The organism is Actinosynnema sp. NPDC004786, assembly GCF_053601135.1.
In genome coordinates this window covers 19,035-35,658 of sequence record NZ_JBSGBG010000066.1, presented here as the reverse complement: position 1 = coordinate 35,658, position 16,624 = coordinate 19,035, and the positions used below count along the sequence as shown (strand labels likewise).

Genomic DNA, 16,624 nt, shown 5'->3' with positions numbered 1-16,624 from the left:
TTCGGCCCCCTCCCCATACCCCATCTTTCTCATTCACACTCTCCCCCTCCCCCCCTCTCCCCCCTCCCCGGCGGCCCGCCCCCCCCCCCGGGCCCCCCCGCCCCCTCACCCGGAGACCCGCCATGAAGCTCCTCGGCACCGCCAGGCTGCTCGTGATCGCCGGCACGTTGGCGCTGAGCACCCTGGGCTCGTTCGCCCACGCCGCACCCACCGACCCGACCCGCGACGCACCGCTCACCACCGCCGCCACCCAGGCCGACTACTGGGCCGCCGCCGAACCCCGCGCCCGCGCCGTGAAGGCCGAGTACGACATCCCCGCCTCCGTCGCCGCCGCCCAGGCCGCGCACGAGTCCGCGTACGGGGCCAGCAGCCTGGCGGCCCAGTACAACAACCACTTCGGCATGAAGTGCGTCTCGGCCACCGACCCCGGCCCCATCGCCGTCGGCTGCCGCGCCTTCAACACCGAGGAGTGCCAGCCGACCTGCGGCCCCACCACCGCCTACTTCCGCGTCTACGCCTCGATGACCGACTCGTTCCGCGACTACGGCCGGCTGCTCACCACCAGCTCCTACTACGCCCACGCCCTGCCCTACCGGCACGACCCCCGCGAGTTCATCCGCCGCGTCGCCGAGCGCTACGCGACCGACCCGAACTACGCCAACAAGATCATCGCGATGATGGACGCCAACAACCTGTACCGGTTCGACGTCGGCGGTCCCGAGCGGCAGGCGTACCCGATGTACCACCAGGTCCGCGGCGCCGACGGCGGCTGGACCGGGTTCCGCGCCCTGCCCGGCTACCAGACCACCCTGCCCGGCGACGCCAAGGACGTCGCGGTGGCCGCGATGGCGGACGGCTCGGCGCAGGTGGTGGTCGTCGGCGCGGACGACGTCGTCTACCACCAGGTCCGCCACGCCGACACGAACTGGACCGGGTTCCAGCCCCTGTCGGGCAACGGCACCACGACCCCCGCCAAGGCCAAGGCGGTCTCGATCACCGGCCTCGCCGACAACGCGGTCCAGGTCGTCATCGTCGGCTGGGACGACAAGGTCTACCACCAGACCCGCACGCCCGACGGCAACTGGACCGGGTTCCAGCCGGTGCCGGGCATGGACACCCCCACCCCGGCCGCGGGCAAGGACGTCGCCATCGCGGCACTGCCCGACGGCAGCGCCCAGCTGGTCATCGTCGGCCACGACGACGGGCTCTACCACCAGGTCCTGCGCGACGGCACGTGGTCCGGCTTCCGCCCCTTGGCGGGCACCGGCACGACCGCGCCCGCCAAGGGCAAGCGCGTGTCGATCGCCGGCACGGCCGAAGGCGCCCACGTCCTCGTCGTCGGCTGGGACGACCGGATCTACCACCAGATCCGCGACAACGCCGGCGACTGGACCGGCTTCCAGCCGCTCAACGGCATGGACACCACCCTCCCGGCCACCGGCAAGGACGTCGCCATCGGCGCCCACGCCGACGGCACCGCCCAGGTGCTCGTCATCGGCAACGACGACGGCATGTACCACCGCGTCCGCTCGGGCGCCTCGTGGACGCCGTTCCGGATGCTGACCGGCACGGACGGCACCCAGGCCAAGGGCTCGCGGGTCGCGATCTCGGCCCACCCGGACAACACCGCCCAGGTGGTCGTCACCGGCCGCTGACCGATCCGCCTTGTCGCGTCCCCTGTCCCGCCGTGGCGGGACAGGGGACGCATCGCCGTGCCCGTCCGTGCCGCGAAACCCGGTACCCCCGATCCGGTGTCGGCTTACCCCCACACGGCGGAGTGCTGTTGCGGCGCACGGCGGCGGCGCACAGTGTCGGATCGGCGGCGATTGTCCGATCCGACCATTCGACGCAGGCGTCCCGGACCACGCGGCGTCGGTGGATGTCGAACCGAGGAAGAACATGAACAAGTCGAAGATGGCGTTCGTGGTGTCCAGTGTTGTCGCGCTCGTGTTCGGCGGCCTCGTCGCGGTCTCCGCCCCGGCCCAGGCCGAGCCCGGTTACCTGATCCGCAGCGAGTTGAACGGCAAGTGCCTGGACATCCGGGACTGGAACGCCAACGACGGCGCCGTCGTCCAGATGTGGACCTGCCACGGCGGAGCCAACCAGCGCTGGTTCAACGACGGTCCCCTGATCCGCAGCGACCTCAACGGCCGGTGTCTGGACGTCCGGGACTGGAACGCCAACGACGGCGCCGTCGTGCAGATGTGGACGTGCCACGGCGGCGCGAACCAACGCTGGTTCCAGTCCTGATCCACCGCCGGTTGGCGCGGGGGAGAGCGGTCGACGGGAGCCCGTCCGGGACGGGTGACTCCTCGGCGGCCACCGCGACCCGCGCCACCGGCTGAGACCGGCGGGGTGACCTCCTCTTGAACGGCGGAGGTCACCCCGCCGTCGTCTGCGCTCCCGGACCGATCGCCTCCCGAACACCCGCGGTGTGAAGCCGTCCGACCGCCGTCGTTCTGACTTCCGATAAGGTTCACTTATCGGAAGTCACCCTCTCGCACCCTTATAACGTTGCGTTGCGGCCAATAACGTTTGTACAGACGAAACTCTGCTACGATATTGCCGTGACGACGACGGAGACCTCCGCACTGACCTGCAACTACCCCGGCTGCACGCGTCCGGTGATCCGGGGTGGCGGGCCGGGGAGGCCGTCGGAGTACTGCGACCTGCCGGAACACACCCGGTGGCGGGCGTGGCGCGAGCGGCAGCGGTTGGCGCAGGCGGCGGAGGTCCAGCAGGAGGTCGTCACCGTGACGAAAGGCCCGCAGGGGATCACCGCGGGCAAGATCAGGGCCGAGGAACTGCTGGAGCGGTTCCGGGTGCTCGCCGAGCAGATGTCGACCACGCTCACCGGAGCCGTGGCGGAGCTGTCCGCGATCGCCGACCCGAGCGTCGCCGAGAGCCAGGTGCAGGCGGTGGAGGCCGAGGCCGCGCGGCGGGTCGCCGAGGCGGAGGCCGCGGTCGCCCTGGCCGAACGACGACGCCGCGACGCCGAACAGGCGCGCCAGGCCGCCGAGGCCACCACCGAGGACGCCGTCCGCGCCGCCGAACGGGCCGAGCAGGACGCCGAAACCGCCTACGCCCAGCGCGACGCCGCCCGCGCCGAGGCCGACGCCGCCGTCGAACGGGCCGAACGGGAGATCGCCGCCGTCCGCGTGGAAGCCGCCACCGCCGTGGACGAGATCCGCCGCGACGCCCAGGCGCAGGTCGAGCAGGCGCAGGCCGACGCCGTCGCCCACGCCGAGCAGGCCCGGCGGCAGGCGGTGCGGGAGGTCGACCAGATCCGCGCCGACGCCCAGGCCCGCGTCGACCAGGCCCGGCACGACGCCCAAGCCCAGGTCGACGCCGCCCGCGCCGAAGCCGAAACCCGGATCGAGGCCGTCCGCGCCGAGGCGCAGGCCCGGGTCGACCGGGTGCGGGAGGAAGCGGCGGCGAACGTCGACCAGGCCCGTGCCGACGCCCGCGCCGAAGCCGAGGCCGCGCACCGCGCCCGGATCGCGGCCGAACGCGCCGACCAGGCCGCCCACGACGCCCGCGCCGAACTCGACCGGGCCCGCGCCGAGCTGGCCGACCTGCGCCAGGCCCACCGCGACCGCCTCGACCAGGTCGAACGCTCCGCCCGGGAACGGCTCGACGCCCTGGAGGAAGCCCGCGCCCAAACCCTGGCCCGCGCCGAACGCGCGGAACGCCAGCTCGACCGGCTGCAGGCCGAACTGGACGCGCTGCGCGCCGACCGCGACCCCCGCTGATCAGCCGACCGCGCCCGGTGTGCCCAGCAGGGTCGCCTTGGTGCGGGGACGGCCTCACCGCCACCGCCCGCGAACCGGCACGGCAACGCGGGCAGCACCACCACGCCATCCGCCGTCCACGACCATCCGGCACCGAGGTGCTGTCCCGGCTGTGGCGGTTCCTCTTTCGGGTGGTGTGGGGGCGTTCCGCTTCCGCGGGTGGGACCGGGTGTCCATAGTGGGCGGCCCAGGTGGCAGGTGAGGCTGCCCGCCGGCGCGGGCGGGTGGGCGCGGCCCGGCAGGCCCGGACGTCGGGGGTCCGGACGTGCCGGGCCGTGTCGTCGTCGGCCCGGCACGTCCGTGGTCAGCCGACCCCGTTGACCTCGCGGCGCAGCGCCACGGCGTCGGCCCGGACCCGCTCGGGTGCTTCGCGGTCGATCAGGGCGCGGCGCATGAGCGCGGCGATCGCGGGCTGGTGGGCGGGGGTGAAGCCGCGGCGGGTGATCTCCTGGGTGCCGATGCGCAGCCCGCGCAGCCCTTCGTCGATGCGCTGCCAGGCCAGGCCGATGCCGCTGAGGTAGATGCCGGCCTCGCCGAGCAGCGCGGCGGCCGCGTCGCCGCCGCCCAGGGTGAGGGCGTCGACGGCGAGGTGGTGGGAGCGGGTGTGGACGCCGTCGTGGCGGGCGACGTCGAAGCCGTTGTCGGCCAGTGCCGCGCCGAGCGCCTGGGCGTTGGCGACGCAGGCGCGGGCGTAGTCGGGGCCGTGCTCGGCGAGTTCGGCGGCGGTGACGGCGAGCGCGCCGAGGCGTCCGGCGTCGTAGTTGGCGAGCATGCCGGGGTAGGCGACGGTGGAGACGCGTTCGGCGAGGTCCGGGTCGCGGGTGACGACGCAGCCGCCGGACGGGCCGCCGAAGGACTTGTAGGTGGAGAACGTCATCAGGTGCGCGCCCTCGTGCAGGGGGCGCTGGAACTCGCGGCCCGCGACGAGGCCGGCGATGTGGGAGGCGTCGTAGACCAGGATCGCGCCGACCTCGTCGGCGGCGGCGCGCACGGCGGCGACGTCGTGCGGGAACAGCATCAGGCTCGCGCCGATGACCACGATCCGGGGCCGGTGCACCCGCAGGAAGCCGGGCAGCTTGTCGTAGTCGAGGTCGAGTTCGTCGGGCAGGTAGGGCAGGTCGACGACGGTGAGGCCGCGGATGGCGGGCACGCCCTGGGCGTGGTGGCTGGCGTGGCCGCCGGCGAACTCGGGCAGCACCGCGATCTTGTCGCCGGCGCGGGCGAACGCGGTGTAGACGGCGAGGTTGGCCAGGGTCGCGCTCTGCAGCCGGACCTCGGCGTAGCGGCCTTCCATGAGGTCGGCGACGAGCAGGGGCGCGAGGACTTCGAGGGTGTCGAGGTGGTCGAGGCCGACCTGGTACTTCTCGCCCGGCCAGCCCATGCTCGGCCGGCTGGACACGGTGGCGCTCATCGCGGCCGCGGCGGCGGGGCTGAGCACGTTGGTGCCGGCGTAGAGGACGATCCCGTCGTCGTCGACCTGGGTGGTGTGCGCTTCGAGGGCCTTGCGGACGGTGCCGGCGACGCCGGCGGCGGTCAGGTCGGCGGAGACGGCGGCCTCGACCTCGGCGAGCCTGCGTTGCGCCTGCGGGGAGGCCCAGGGGGCGATCCTGCTGTTCGTCACGGTGCAGAACGCTAGGGCTTCGCCGTCGGGTGGGGCGACCGTCCGGCGACGGAGGTTGTTCCTACAGTTGTCGGAATGCAGGAGTTGCTGGACGAGCTGTCCCGGCTGCTGGGGCGCGGGGTCTCGGTGGACGACGTGGCGGGCCGGGTGGTCGCGCACAGCGCCCAGACCGACGACGTGGACCCGGCGCGGGTGCGGGCGATCCTGACCCGGCGGGTGCCGGCGGACGTCGCGGCGTGGCAGGAGCAGCACGGGGTGGCGACCGCGACGGGGCCGGTGCGGGTGCCGGAGAACCCGGCGTTGGGGTTCCAGCAGCGGGTGGGGTTCCCGTTGCGGCACCACGGGGCGCTGGTCGGCTACCTGTGGGTGTTGGGCGAGGTGCCGGAGCTGGACCTGGGCGGTCGGTTGGCGGCGTTGGCGGCGCAGGTGCCGGCGGGTGAGCGGACGCCGGTGCGGGTGGTGGTGGGGTTGGAGCCGCGGGTGGTGCGCACGGTGCCCGCCGGTGACGCGCTGCCGGAGCTGTCGGGGCACGTGGGGGTGAGCGACCCGCACCCGCCGGACCGGGCCGCGGCGGCCTACCAGCAGGCGTTGGCGGCGGCGGAGCTGGCGCGGTTGGACCCGGCGCTGCCGGACCGGGTGCGGTGGTCGGAGCTGGGCGCGTACCGGCTGCTGCTGGGCGCGCCGCCGGAGGAGGTGCTGGCCGGGTTGTCGGAGGTGCTGCTGCGGACGTTGGAGGTGTACCTGGACGCGGGGTGCGAGGTGCGGGCGGCGGCGCGGCGGCTGCACCTGCACCGCACGAGCCTGTACTACCGGCTGGGGCGGATCGCGGAGCTGACCGGCCGGGACCTGTCCGACGGCGGGGCGCGGCTGGAGCTGCACCTGGCGTTGAAGCTCGTGCGGCTCGCGCGGCGCCCGTAGGGTGGCGGCGTGTTGCTGTGGATCAACGGGCCGTTCGGCGGCGGCAAGACCCAGACGGCGCACGAGCTGCGGCGCAGGTTGCCGGGCAGCTTCGTCGCCGACCCGGAGCACGTGGGGTTCGGGCTGCGGCGGATGACGCCGCCCGCGTTGCGCGGCGACTTCCAGGACCTGGCGGCGTGGCGGCAGGGTGTGGTGGAGGTGCTGGACCGGGCGGCGCGCGGGCACGACGGGGTGATCGTGGTGCCGATGACGGTGGTGGAGCCCGCCTACTTCCGGGAGGTCGTCGGCGGGTTGCGCGACCGGGGGCACGACGTGCGGCACTTCGCGCTGCTCGCCCGGCGCGCGACGGTGGTGCGGCGGCTGCGGGAACGCGAGGTCGTGCACGCGGCGCGCGCCCTGCTGGGCGGCGGGGCGGCGCGGGGGCGGAGCGCGGCGATGCGGGCGTTGGACCGGTGCCTGGAGCGGTTGCGGGAGCCGGAGTTCGCCGAGCACCTGTGGACCGACGACCTCACCGTGCCGCAGGTGGCGGAGCGGGTCGCCGCGGCGGCCGGGCTGGTGTTGGCGCCGGCCGCGGGCGGGCGGTTGCGGGGTCGGGTGCGGCGCACGTGGACTTCGGTGAAGCACATCCGCTTCGACTAGCGGCGCGTTCGGACGGCTGACACGCGATAGGGTGATCGACTTCCTGACCGACGTCAAGGAGTGACGTGCCTGACGATCTCGGCCTGTTGCTGTACCTGCCGCACCGCGAGCTGGAGAACCGGGTGTTCGCCGCCCTGGCGGCCGCGGGGTTCGACGACGTGACGCCCGCGCAGGCGCGGGTGTTCCAGCGGATCGGCCGCGACGGGTCGCGGCTGACGGAGCTGGCGGAGGCGGCGCGGATCACCAAGCAGACCGCCGGTTTCCTGGTGGACCAGTTGGAGCGCGCCGGGTACGTGGAGCGGTGCCCGGACCCGACCGACGCGCGGGCGCGGCTGATCCGGGTGGCCGAGCGGGGCCGTCGGGCGATCCCGGTGGGGGTGGCGGCGATCGCGGAGGTGGAGCGGGAGTGGACCGCGCACCTGGGCCGGACGCGGATGGTGGCGTTGCTGGACGCGCTGGCCCGGCTGCGGGAGATCACCGATCCGCGCCTGTAGCGGGCGGTCAGGACGACAGGAAGCGGTCCAGGACGCGCACGCCGAAGCGCAGGCCGTCGACGGGCACGCGTTCGTCCACGCCGTGCGGCATGGCGCGGTAGTCGTAGCCGGGTGGCAGGGACAGCGGCGCGAAGCCGTAGCAGTCGATGCCGAGCCGGTGGAACGCCTTGGCGTCGGTGCCGCCGCCCATGCAGTAGGGCACGACCACGGCGTCGGGGTCCTCGGCGCGCAGCGCGGCGGCCATGGCGTCGAACCACGGCGTGTCGATCGGCGCCTGCACGGGCGGCTCGTCGGCGAGGAACTCGCGGCGCACGTCCGGTCCGAGTGCCCGGTCGACGGCGGCCAGCAGCTCGTCGGTGGTGCCGGGCAGGGTGCGCACGTCCAGTTCGGCGGTGGCGCTGCCGGGGATGACGTTGACCTTGTAGCCGGCGCGCAGCACCGTGGGGGTGGTGCTGTTGCGGACGGTGTTCTCCACGAGTTTCGCGGCGGGCCCGAACCGGGCGATGGTGGCGTCGACGTCGGCCAGGTCGACCGGGACGTCCAGTGCCGCGCCGACCCGTTCGATGAACGCCCGCACGGCCGGGGTCAGCCGCACGGGGTGCTCGATCGCGCCGACGCGGGCGAGCGCGGCGAGCAGCTTGACCACGGCGTTGTCGTCGTTGCGGCGGGAGCCGTGGCCGGCCCGGCCGGTGGCGGTGAGCCGCAGGTGGGAGGTGCCGCGCTCGGCGGTGCCGACCGGGTAGACGCGGCGGCCGTGGACGGGGTAGGAGTAGCCGCCGGACTCGCCGATGGCGGTGGTGACGCCGGCGAAGAAGTCGGCGTGCCGGTCGACGAGCCAGTGCGCGCCGAGGTGGCCGCGGTCCTCCTCGTCGGCGACGAACGCGAGCACGAGGTCGCGGCGCGGTCGTCGTCCCTGGCGGGCCCAGTCGCCGAGCACGGTGAGGACCATGGCGATCATGTCCTTCATGTCGACCGCGCCGCGGCCCCACAGGTAGCCGTCGCGTTCGACGCCGGCGAAGGGCGGCACGGCCCATTCGGCGGGGTCGGCGGGCACCACGTCCAGGTGCGCGTGCACGAGCAGCGCGGGCAGGTCGGGTTCGGCGCCGGGCACGCGGGCGAGCACGTTGGCGCGGCGCGGCGCGGACTCCAGCAGGGTGGGGCGCACGCCGGCGGCGTCGAGGTGGGCGGCGACGAACTCGGCCGCCTCGCGTTCGCCCGCGGCCTCGCCGCGGCCGTGGTTGGTGGTGTCGAAGCGCAGCAGGGCCGCGCACAGGTCGACGACGTCCTCAGCCATAGATCCCCTCCACCGCTCCCGCCGCGATGGCGGTGACCACCTTGAAAGCCTGCATCGCCAGCGTCATCGACGCAGCGTCGAACCCGACGCGGCGCGCGTCGACGCGCTCGACCGTGGGCACGACCGCCGCGGCGGCGGCCAGGTGGGTGGCGTCGAACTCGACCTCGACGCGGTGCGGCGCGACCGCCGCGGGCCCGCGTCCGGCGCGGCTCACGGCGGTCCGCGCGGCGGCGGTGATCAGCCCCGCAGTCACCTGAGGGGGTGAACAGACGGCGGCGTAGCGGCTGACGCACTCCTTGACGGCGACCAGTTCGGCGTCGGGGGCGTAGTCGCGGGCGTCGTCGCACGCCCGGTCGTCGCCGGTGACCAGCAGGACGGGCACGCCGTGCTCGGCGGCCAGGGCGGCGTTGAGCCTGCCCTCGCTCGCGGGCACGCCGTCGAGCCACACGCCGGTGACGGAGTTCTCCAGGTAGGTGTGGGCGAGCACGCCCTCCTGGCCGGCGCCCGCGTGGTAGCCGAGGAACACCACGCCGTCCACGCCGGAGTCGATGCCCTGCATCATCGACAGGGGCTTGTGCCGGCCGGTGAGCAGCCGGGCGCGGGGGTCGAGGTCCTCCAGCAGCAGGTTGCGCTGGGAGGAGTGCGCCTCGTTGACGAGCACGTCGGTCGCGCCCCCCTCGTGGACGCCGGCGACGCAGGCGTTGACGTCGCCGGTGAACAGGCGGCGGAACCGCTGCCACTGCTCGGTCTGGGGGACGACGTCCGCGGTCCAGGTGACGCCCGTCGCCCCTTCCATGTCCGCCGAGATCAAGATCCGCATGGGTTCACCGTACCGAGCCGTCGTCGGTTCTTGACGCATGCCTCACCGTAATGGTTACTTCTTGACTTCCACCGGTGGGAGGGAGGCGGTCACCGTGGGTGTCCGACGGTTCGGTGCGGTCACGGCGGCGTTGGCGTTGGCGGTGGTGCCCCTGCCCGTCACGGCGGCGGCGCAACAGCCCGTGACGCTGCGGGTGGCGATCGTGCAGCAGGTCGACTCGCTCAACCCGTTCCTGTCGGTCTTCCAGGCCGGCACCGAGGTGGGCCGGCTCATGTACGACTACCTGACCGCCTACGACGTCACCGACCAGCGCCCGGTCGAAGGGCTGGCCGACCGGTGGGAGTCCTCCCCCGACCGGCTCACCTGGACCTTCCACGTGCCCGAGGGCAAGAAGTGGTCCGACGGGCGGCCGATCACCGCGCGGGACGCGGCGTTCACCTACAACCTGATGATGCGCGACGAGGCCGCCGCGACGGCCAACGGCAGCTTCACCGCCGAGTTCGAGTCCGTCACCGCCACCGACGACCGCACCCTCGTGATCAGGACGAAGCAGCCCCAGGCCACCATGACCGCCCTGGACGTGCCGATCGTGCCCGAGCACGTGTGGTCGCAGGTGACCGACATCGGCTCCTACCGCAACGACCAGACCCCCGTCGTGGGCAGCGGGCCGTTCATCCTCGCCGAGTACCGGGCCAACGAGTTCATCCGGTTCAAGGCGAACAAGGACTACTGGCGCGGCGCGCCGAAGTACGACGAGCTGACCTTCACCTACTACAAGTCCGTCGACGGCGCGGTGCAGGCCCTGGACAAGGGCGAGGTGCACCTGGTCAACCGGATGGGCCCGGCCCAGTTCGACTCCCTGGCCGACAAGCCCGGCATCACCCGCAACAAGGCGCAGGGCCGCCGCTTCAACGAACTGGTGATCAACTCCGGGGCCGCGACCCGCGACGGCACCCCCATCGGCGACGGCCACCCGGCCCTGAAGGACCTCGTGGTGCGCCGCGCGATCGCCCAGGCCATCGACCTGGACGCGATCATCGAACGGGTCAACGGCGGCTACGCCGAGCGCGGCACCGGCCCCATCCCGCCCGTGTTCCCCGACTACCACTTCAAGCCCCGCGAGGAGCGCCGCCACGACCCCGCGGCCGCCAACGCCGACCTCGACCGGGCCGGGTACGCGCGCGGCGCGGACGGCATCCGCGTCTCCCCGCAGGGCAGGCGGATGGAGCTGCGGCTGCTCGGGCACGCCAGCCGCGCCTACGACGAGCAGGCCGGCGAGTTCGTCAAGCGGTCGCTGGCCGACCTGGGCATCGCCGTGGACGTGCAGATCGTGTCGGACAACCAGCTCAACGAGTCCAGCACCGCCGGGACGTTCGACCTCGTGTTCTCCGGCTGGGGCACCAACCCCGACCCGGACTTCATCCTGTCGCTGCACACCTGCGGGCAGCGGCCCAACGCCGACGGCAAGGGCGGCACCACCGACACGTTCTTCTGCGACCCCGAGTACGACGCCCTCTACGCCCAGCAGCGCGCCGAGTTCGACCCGGCCAAGCGGCGCGAGCTGGTGCAGCGCATGCAGCAGCGGTTCTACGACCAGGTCCCGGCCGTGGTCCTGGGCTACGACAACGCGCTGGAGGCCTACCGCAGCGACCGGTTCTCCGGGTTCCCGGTGCAGCCCGACCCCGGCGGCGTGATCATGGCGCAGAACGGGGTGTGGGGCTACTACGGCGCGACCCCGGTCGAGGCCGCGGCGGAGTCGGGCCCGCGGACCGGCGTGGTGCTCGGCGTGGTCGGCGGCGCGCTGGTCGTGCTGGTGGGCGGCGTGTGGCTGCTGCGCCGCCGCGGCGGCCGCGCGGAGGACCGCGAGTGATCCGGCACCTGGCGGGCAAGGTCGGCGGCGCGCTGGTCAGCCTGCTGTTCGTGGTCGCGCTCGGGTTCCTGCTGTTCCGGGTGATCCCCGGCGACCCGGTCGTCGCCATGACCCGGGGCCGCCCGGTGACCGGCGACCAGATCGCCGAGCTGCGCGCGCGGCTGGGCGTGGACAAGCCGTTGGCCGAGCAGTTCGCGGACTACCTGGGCGCGGCGCTGCGCGGCGACTTCGGCACCTCCTACGTCTACAGCCGGCCGGTGCTGGAGCTGATCGGCGAGCGGCTGTGGCCGACCGTGCTGCTGACCGGCACCTCGACCGTGCTGGCCGTGGTGATCGGCCTGTGGCTGGGCATCCGGGGCGCGTGGCGGCGCGGGTCGCGGTCGGACCGGATCTCCACCGGCCTGGCGCTGGCGCAGTGGGCGATGCCGACGTTCTGGCTGGGCATGCTGCTGTCGCTGGCGACCGGCGACCTGTTCCCCAGCGGCGGCATGCGCTACCCGGACACCCCGCCGGACTTCCTGTCGCAGTCGCTGGACGTGGCGCACCACATGGTGCTGCCCTGCCTGACCATGATCGCCGTCGTCTACGCCCAGTACCTGCTGGTGATGCGGTCCTCGCTGCTGGAGGAGATGCACGCCGACTACCTGACCACCGCGCGGGCGAAGGGGCTGCGCGACGACCTGGTGCGGCGGCGGCACGCGGTGCCCAACGCGCTGCTGCCGACCGTGACCCTGGTGTTCCTGCACCTGGGGCTGGTGGTGTCGGGCGCGATCACGGTCGAGACCGTGTTCTCCTGGCCGGGACTCGGCCTGCTGACCTACGAGGCGTTGACCGGCCCCGACCTGCCGCTGCTGCAGGGCACGTTCGTGGTGCTGGCGGGAGCGGTGATCACCATGAACGTGCTCGCTGACCTGCTCTACCGCGTCCTGGACCCGCGGGTGCGTGCGGCGTGACGGCCATCGCGTGGCAACGGCGCCGGGCCGCGGCGACGGCGACGTGGCGGGAGTTCGCGGCCCACCGCGGCGGCCTGGCCGGGCTGGTCGGGCTGGCGGTGATCGCCGTGCTGGCCGTCCTCGCGCCGCTGGTGACCGACCCGTCGGGGCTGGACGTGACGCGGGTGACCGCCAAGCCGTGGCAGCCGCCGTCGGCCGAGCACTGGCTGGGCACCGACCACAACGGGCGCTCGGTGCTGCTGCTGACCTGGTGGGGCACCCGGATCTCGCTGGTGGTGGGCCTGTCGGCGACGGTGTTGTCGGTGCTCATCGGCACCGTGGTCGGCATCGCCGCGGCGCACTTCGGCGGGTGGGTGTCGGCGGCGCTGATGCGGTTCACCGACTTCTTCCTGGTTCTGCCGTCGCTGGTGCTGGCGATCGCGCTGTCGACCGTGCTGCCGCGCGGGCTGGGCACGATCGTGCTGGCGATCGGCGTGACGGCGTGGCCCGCGACGGCCCGGCTGGTGCGGGCGCAGACGCTGGCGGTGGAGGCCCGGCCGTTCATCGAGCGGGCGCGGGCGCTGGGCGGCGGGCACGGGCACGTGATCGGCCGGCACGTGCTGCCCGCCGTGCTGCCGCTGGTGTTCGTGAACACGACGTTGACCGTGGCCAGCGCGATCGTCTCGGAGTCCACGCTGTCGTTCCTGGGCCTGGGCGACCCGACGCGGGTGTCGTGGGGGTCGCTGCTGCACCAGGCGAACATGCACGGGGCGGTGTCGCAGCGGGCGTGGTGGTTCCTGGTGCCGCCCGGGGTGGGCGTGGTGTGCGTGGTGCTGGCGTTCACGCTGTGCGGGCGGGCGCTGGAGACGGTGCTCAACCCGCGGTTGAAGGGGGAGCGGTGAGCGACCTGCTGCGGCTGCGCGACCTGAGCGTGCACTACCGGGGGGCGCGCGGCGAGGTGACGGCCGTGCGGTCGGTGTCGCTCGGGCTGCGGGCCGGGCAGACGCTGGGCCTGGCGGGCGAGTCGGGCTGCGGCAAGTCCACCGTGGCGCTGTCGGTGCTGCGGCTGCTGCCGCGCGACGCCCGCGTCGAGGGGCAGGTGCTGCTCGACGGCGAGGACGTGCGGGGCATGTCGTGGGGCCGGCTGCGGGCCGTGCGGTGGGCGTCGGCGTCGGTGGTGTTCCAGGGCGCGATGCACGCGTTGAACCCGGTGCACCGGGTGGGCGCGCAGATCGCCGAGCCGATGCGGCTGCACGGCGTCACCGGCTCGGTGGCGGAGCTGCTGGACCAGGTGGACCTGCCCGCGCGGGCGGCCCGCGCCTACCCGCACGAGCTGTCCGGCGGGCAGAAGCAGCGGGTGATGATCGCGATGGCGCTGGCGTGCGAGCCGCGGCTGGTCATCGCCGACGAGCCGACCACCGCGCTGGACGTGGTGGTGCAGGCGCAGGTGCTGGACCTGCTCAAGCGGCTGGTGTCCGAGCGGGGCATCGGGCTGGTGATGATCAGCCACGACCTGTCGGTGCTGGCCTCGACGTGCGACCGGCTGGCCGTGATGCGGCACGGCGAGGTCGTGGAGGAGGGACCGGCGCGCCGGGTCATCGCCGAGCCGACCCACCCGCACACGCAGGCGTTGGCGGCGGCGTTCCCGACCGTGGGCGACCCGACGTCCCGGCACGTGTCGCCGGCCGAGACGGCGTCGTCGTCGCGGGGGCCGGTGCTGCTGCGCGCCGAGGGCGTGCGGGTGGACTTCGGCGCGACGAAGGCCGTGGCCGGGGTGGACCTGGAGGTGCGGGCCGGGGAGGTCGTGGCGCTGGTCGGCCAGTCCGGCTCGGGCAAGACCACCCTCGCCCGCACGCTGCTGGGCCTGCAACGCCCCACCGCGGGCCGGGTGCTGTTCGAGGGCGTCGAACTCCCCCGGTCCGCCGCGGGGCTGCGCGCCTACCGGCGGCAGGTGCAGCTGGTGCTGCAGGACCCGACCAGCGCGTTGAACCCGCGGCACACGGTGTACGAGTCGGTCGCCGAGGGGCTGCGGATCCACCGCGTGGCGGGCGACGAACGCGCCCAGGTCGCCGAGGCCCTGACGCAGGCGGAGCTGCGGCCGCCGGAGCTGTTCTTCCCGTCGTTGCCGCACGAGCTGTCCGGCGGTCAGCGGCAGCGGGTGGTGATCGCGGGCGCGTTGGCGCTGGGACCCCGGCTGCTGGTCGCCGACGAGCCGGTGGCGTCGCTGGACGCCTCCGTGCGCGGGGAGATCCTGGCGCTGCTGCTGCGGCTGCGCCGCGAGCTGGACCTGGCCGCCCTGGTCATCACCCACGACCTCGGGCTGGCGTGGGCCATCGCCGACCGGGTCGCGGTGATGTACCGGGGCGAGCTGGTCGAGCAGGGCACGGTGGAGGAGGTGCTGCTGTCACCGCGGCACGACTACACGCGCACCCTGCTCGCCGCCGTGCCTCACAGCCAGCGCAGCACCCGCCCGAACTGGACCAGCTCGCCGTAGTACTCCGGGCGTCGCGCGCCCAGGGCCAGGTCGAGCAGCGGCTTCGCGCCCTCGGCCGGACTGGCCGCGCCGCTCATGTCGGCGAACCAGGGGCGGGAGGCGTCGGTGTCGATGAGGCCGGGGCAGACCGCGGCGATCAGCGTGCCGGACGCGGCGTCGGCCTCGCGGCGCTGCGCGGCGACCGCCCGCACGGCCGCGACCTGGCCCACCTTGGACGGGATGTTGATCCAGTCCGGCCACCCCTCGGCCCCCGCCGTGCCGTTCACCACGGCGTCGCGCCAGGCGAGCATCGTGGCGTCGACCTCCTCCAGCGACCGGCCCTCGAACCGGCTGTGCAGGTGGGGCGGCAGTTGGCGCAGGGTGCCGAAGGAGCTGGCCACGATCAGCAGCGCGCCGCCGGGGCGCAGGACCGGGAGGAACGAGCGCAGGATGTGGGTGGTGCCCAGGTTGTTGGTCTCGACGAACGGCACGACCTGCTCGCTGTTGGCCGCGCCGGGGCTGAGCCGTGCGGCGGCGTTGGAGAAGACGGCGTCCACGCCGCCGTGGCGTTCGGCCAGCTGCGCCGCGAACCCGGCGACGGCGTCCCCGTTGCGGACGTCGAGCACGTGGGTGCGGATGGCGGGGTGGTCGATCTTCGCGGCGGCCTCGTCCACGCGACCGGCGTCGCGGCCGGTGAGGTAGACGACGTCGTCGGCGGAGGCGCGGTGCGCCAGGCCCTCGGCGAGGGCGTAGCCCAGGCCCTGGTTGGCGCCCGTGACGATGGAGATGCGGCTCATGGTGCTCATGATCGCGCGCCCGAAGGAACCGATCGGTTCCTCCCGTGCGGTGTGCTGACCTGCACTTTTATCGTGCTGCCGGTGCACGATCGGGTGAAGTCGGCTGCGGGATCAAAAAATACACTGTTATCATTGCCGTGGAACGTCGGGAGAAACAACGAGGCCCGCGACCGACCCACCCCCTGCCTCAGCCCTCTGTCACACCGTCCACGCGGCGCTCTGGTGCCGGTGGTCGCGGCTTCCGCGGTGCCGGTGCCGGTGGTCGCGGCGTGCACTCCGGGCCGCGCGCCGCCGTGCCCGCCCGCGTCCGGCCGTACCCCGCCTGCTCGCTACGCCGGTGTCGGCAGAACGCACGATCGTCGGGAAGCGGCCGGCTCCGCGTGGCGCGCGTGGTCACGCGACGGGACGCTCGGCGCTCACCGCGTGCGCCTGACCGGCACCCGCCGCCACGGCATGCGCCCCCACCGCGCGCGGCCCGGCGGTGCGCGAGTCGGCGACGTGCGCCGGGAGCGTGCCCGACCCGGCCGTGGGTGACGCGGCCGTGCGCGGCCCGCCGGGACGTGACTCGGTGGGCCGCGCCGCGACGGCGTGCCGCTGGGCTGCGTGGTGATCGGACGTGTGCGGCTCGGTGTCGTCCGAGTCCGACGAGAGCGCGTGCTGTCGGGCGTCGAGCAGCTCGCCGGTGTGCTCCTCGGCCCAGGCGGCCAGGGCGCGCACCGGCGTGAGCAGCGACCGGCCGAGGTCGGTCAGGTCGTGCCACCCGTCGACGCTGGTGAGCAGGCCGTTGCCGCGCAGCCGGGCCAGCGTCTGGGTGAGCATCTTGTTGCTGATGCCGCCGATCCGGTCCAGCAGCTCCCCGTAGCGCAGCGGCCCGTCGCCGAGGGCCACGACGACCACCACCGACCAGGTGTGCCCGACGACCTCCAGCGTGGTGCGGGCGGGGCAGTCGGCGAGGAACACGTCGAAGTCGCTCAC

Annotated in this window: 15 protein-coding genes; 10 read left to right on the top strand and 5 right to left on the bottom strand. The window is 74.0% G+C overall.

Translation table 11 applies throughout. The annotated features are described in order from the left end of the window. The first annotated feature begins 122 nt into the window (after positions 1-122). From ACWEFJ_RS36230 to ACWEFJ_RS36220, 3 genes are all read left to right on the top strand, one after another. Complete coding sequence (locus ACWEFJ_RS36230; RefSeq protein ID WP_449716540.1) at positions 123-1,655, top strand: glucosaminidase domain-containing protein; 1,533 nt, start codon at positions 123-125, stop codon at positions 1,653-1,655. A gap of 244 nt (positions 1,656-1,899) precedes the next feature. Then, on the top strand, positions 1,900-2,250 hold the full coding sequence (locus tag ACWEFJ_RS36225) for an RICIN domain-containing protein (RefSeq protein WP_449716539.1): 351 nt from the start codon (positions 1,900-1,902) through the stop codon (positions 2,248-2,250). Between the two features lie 317 nt (positions 2,251-2,567). Then, positions 2,568-3,752 (top strand): hypothetical protein, encoded by a 1,185-nt coding sequence (locus ACWEFJ_RS36220; protein WP_449716538.1) that lies wholly within the window; start codon positions 2,568-2,570, stop codon positions 3,750-3,752. A gap of 343 nt (positions 3,753-4,095) precedes the next feature. Here the strand turns inward: ACWEFJ_RS36220 and ACWEFJ_RS36215 are convergent, their stop codons facing one another. Next, positions 4,096-5,412: a DegT/DnrJ/EryC1/StrS family aminotransferase gene (locus ACWEFJ_RS36215; protein ID WP_449716537.1), complete on the bottom strand. Its 1,317-nt coding sequence runs from the start codon at positions 5,410-5,412 to the stop codon at positions 4,096-4,098. 75 nt (positions 5,413-5,487) lie between these two features. Between ACWEFJ_RS36215 and ACWEFJ_RS36210 the strand changes: the two genes are divergently transcribed. The 3 genes from ACWEFJ_RS36210 (at position 5,488) to ACWEFJ_RS36200 (ending at position 7,463) form a co-directional block, all read left to right on the top strand. Beyond that, entirely contained in the window at positions 5,488-6,330 is an 843-nt protein-coding gene (locus tag ACWEFJ_RS36210; protein WP_378097142.1) for a PucR family transcriptional regulator, read from the top strand. Positions 6,331-6,339: 9 nt separating this feature from the next. Then, positions 6,340-6,969 carry an AAA family ATPase gene (locus ACWEFJ_RS36205; protein WP_449716536.1) on the top strand — a complete coding sequence of 210 codons (630 nt, stop codon included), beginning with the start codon at positions 6,340-6,342 and terminating at the stop codon, positions 6,967-6,969. Positions 6,970-7,034: 65 nt separating this feature from the next. Beyond that, positions 7,035-7,463 (top strand): MarR family winged helix-turn-helix transcriptional regulator, encoded by a 429-nt coding sequence (locus ACWEFJ_RS36200; protein ID WP_378097147.1) that lies wholly within the window; start codon positions 7,035-7,037, stop codon positions 7,461-7,463. Positions 7,464-7,470: 7 nt separating this feature from the next. Here the strand turns inward: ACWEFJ_RS36200 and ACWEFJ_RS36195 are convergent, their stop codons facing one another. Both ACWEFJ_RS36195 and ACWEFJ_RS36190 read right to left on the bottom strand, forming a co-directional pair. After that, on the bottom strand, positions 7,471-8,757 hold the full coding sequence (locus ACWEFJ_RS36195; RefSeq protein WP_449716535.1) for a M20/M25/M40 family metallo-hydrolase: 1,287 nt from the start codon (positions 8,755-8,757) through the stop codon (positions 7,471-7,473). Beyond that, complete coding sequence (locus ACWEFJ_RS36190; RefSeq protein WP_378097153.1) at positions 8,750-9,577, bottom strand: M55 family metallopeptidase; 828 nt, start codon at positions 9,575-9,577, stop codon at positions 8,750-8,752. Before ACWEFJ_RS36190 ends, ACWEFJ_RS36195 begins: the two co-directional genes overlap by 8 nt. Positions 9,578-9,671: 94 nt before the next feature. Between ACWEFJ_RS36190 and ACWEFJ_RS36185 the strand changes: the two genes are divergently transcribed. From ACWEFJ_RS36185 to ACWEFJ_RS36170, 4 genes are read left to right on the top strand one after another with little or no spacing between them, the layout of a single operon-like run. Beyond that, positions 9,672-11,447 (top strand): ABC transporter substrate-binding protein, encoded by a 1,776-nt coding sequence (locus tag ACWEFJ_RS36185; protein WP_449716534.1) that lies wholly within the window; start codon positions 9,672-9,674, stop codon positions 11,445-11,447. Further along, complete coding sequence (locus ACWEFJ_RS36180) at positions 11,402-12,400, top strand: ABC transporter permease (protein WP_378093907.1); 999 nt, start codon at positions 11,402-11,404, stop codon at positions 12,398-12,400. The genes ACWEFJ_RS36185 and ACWEFJ_RS36180 overlap by 46 nt, the downstream gene beginning before the upstream one ends. Further along, on the top strand, positions 12,397-13,281 hold the full coding sequence (locus ACWEFJ_RS36175; RefSeq protein ID WP_378093909.1) for an ABC transporter permease: 885 nt from the start codon (positions 12,397-12,399) through the stop codon (positions 13,279-13,281). The genes ACWEFJ_RS36180 and ACWEFJ_RS36175 overlap by 4 nt, the downstream gene beginning before the upstream one ends. After that, complete coding sequence (locus ACWEFJ_RS36170) at positions 13,278-14,873, top strand: dipeptide ABC transporter ATP-binding protein (RefSeq protein ID WP_449716533.1); 1,596 nt, start codon at positions 13,278-13,280, stop codon at positions 14,871-14,873. Before ACWEFJ_RS36175 ends, ACWEFJ_RS36170 begins: the two co-directional genes overlap by 4 nt. On the opposite strand, the gene ACWEFJ_RS36165 is transcribed toward ACWEFJ_RS36170, so the two are convergent. Both ACWEFJ_RS36165 and ACWEFJ_RS36160 read right to left on the bottom strand, forming a co-directional pair. Next, positions 14,828-15,649, bottom strand: a complete 822-nt coding sequence (locus tag ACWEFJ_RS36165) for an SDR family NAD(P)-dependent oxidoreductase (RefSeq protein ID WP_449716532.1) — start codon at positions 15,647-15,649, stop codon at positions 14,828-14,830. The genes ACWEFJ_RS36170 and ACWEFJ_RS36165 overlap by 46 nt on opposite strands. Positions 15,650-16,042: 393 nt before the next feature. Further along, complete coding sequence (locus ACWEFJ_RS36160; RefSeq protein ID WP_449716531.1) at positions 16,043-16,624, bottom strand: winged helix-turn-helix transcriptional regulator; 582 nt, start codon at positions 16,622-16,624, stop codon at positions 16,043-16,045.

Excerpts from the sequence above, each read along its gene's own strand:
- ACWEFJ_RS36230 (WP_449716540.1), top strand. The coding sequence starts at position 123 with ATGAAGCTCCTCGGCACCGCCAGGCTGCTCGTGATCGCCGGCACGTTG.
- ACWEFJ_RS36210 (WP_378097142.1), top strand. The coding sequence starts at position 5,488 with ATGCAGGAGTTGCTGGACGAGCTGTCCCGGCTGCTGGGGCGCGGGGTC.
- ACWEFJ_RS36195 (WP_449716535.1), bottom strand. The coding sequence starts at position 8,757 with ATGGCTGAGGACGTCGTCGACCTGTGCGCGGCCCTGCTGCGCTTCGAC.
- ACWEFJ_RS36165 (WP_449716532.1), bottom strand. The coding sequence starts at position 15,649 with ATGAGCCGCATCTCCATCGTCACGGGCGCCAACCAGGGCCTGGGCTAC.
- ACWEFJ_RS36190 (WP_378097153.1), bottom strand. The coding sequence starts at position 9,577 with ATGCGGATCTTGATCTCGGCGGACATGGAAGGGGCGACGGGCGTCACC.
- ACWEFJ_RS36225 (WP_449716539.1), top strand. The coding sequence starts at position 1,900 with ATGAACAAGTCGAAGATGGCGTTCGTGGTGTCCAGTGTTGTCGCGCTC.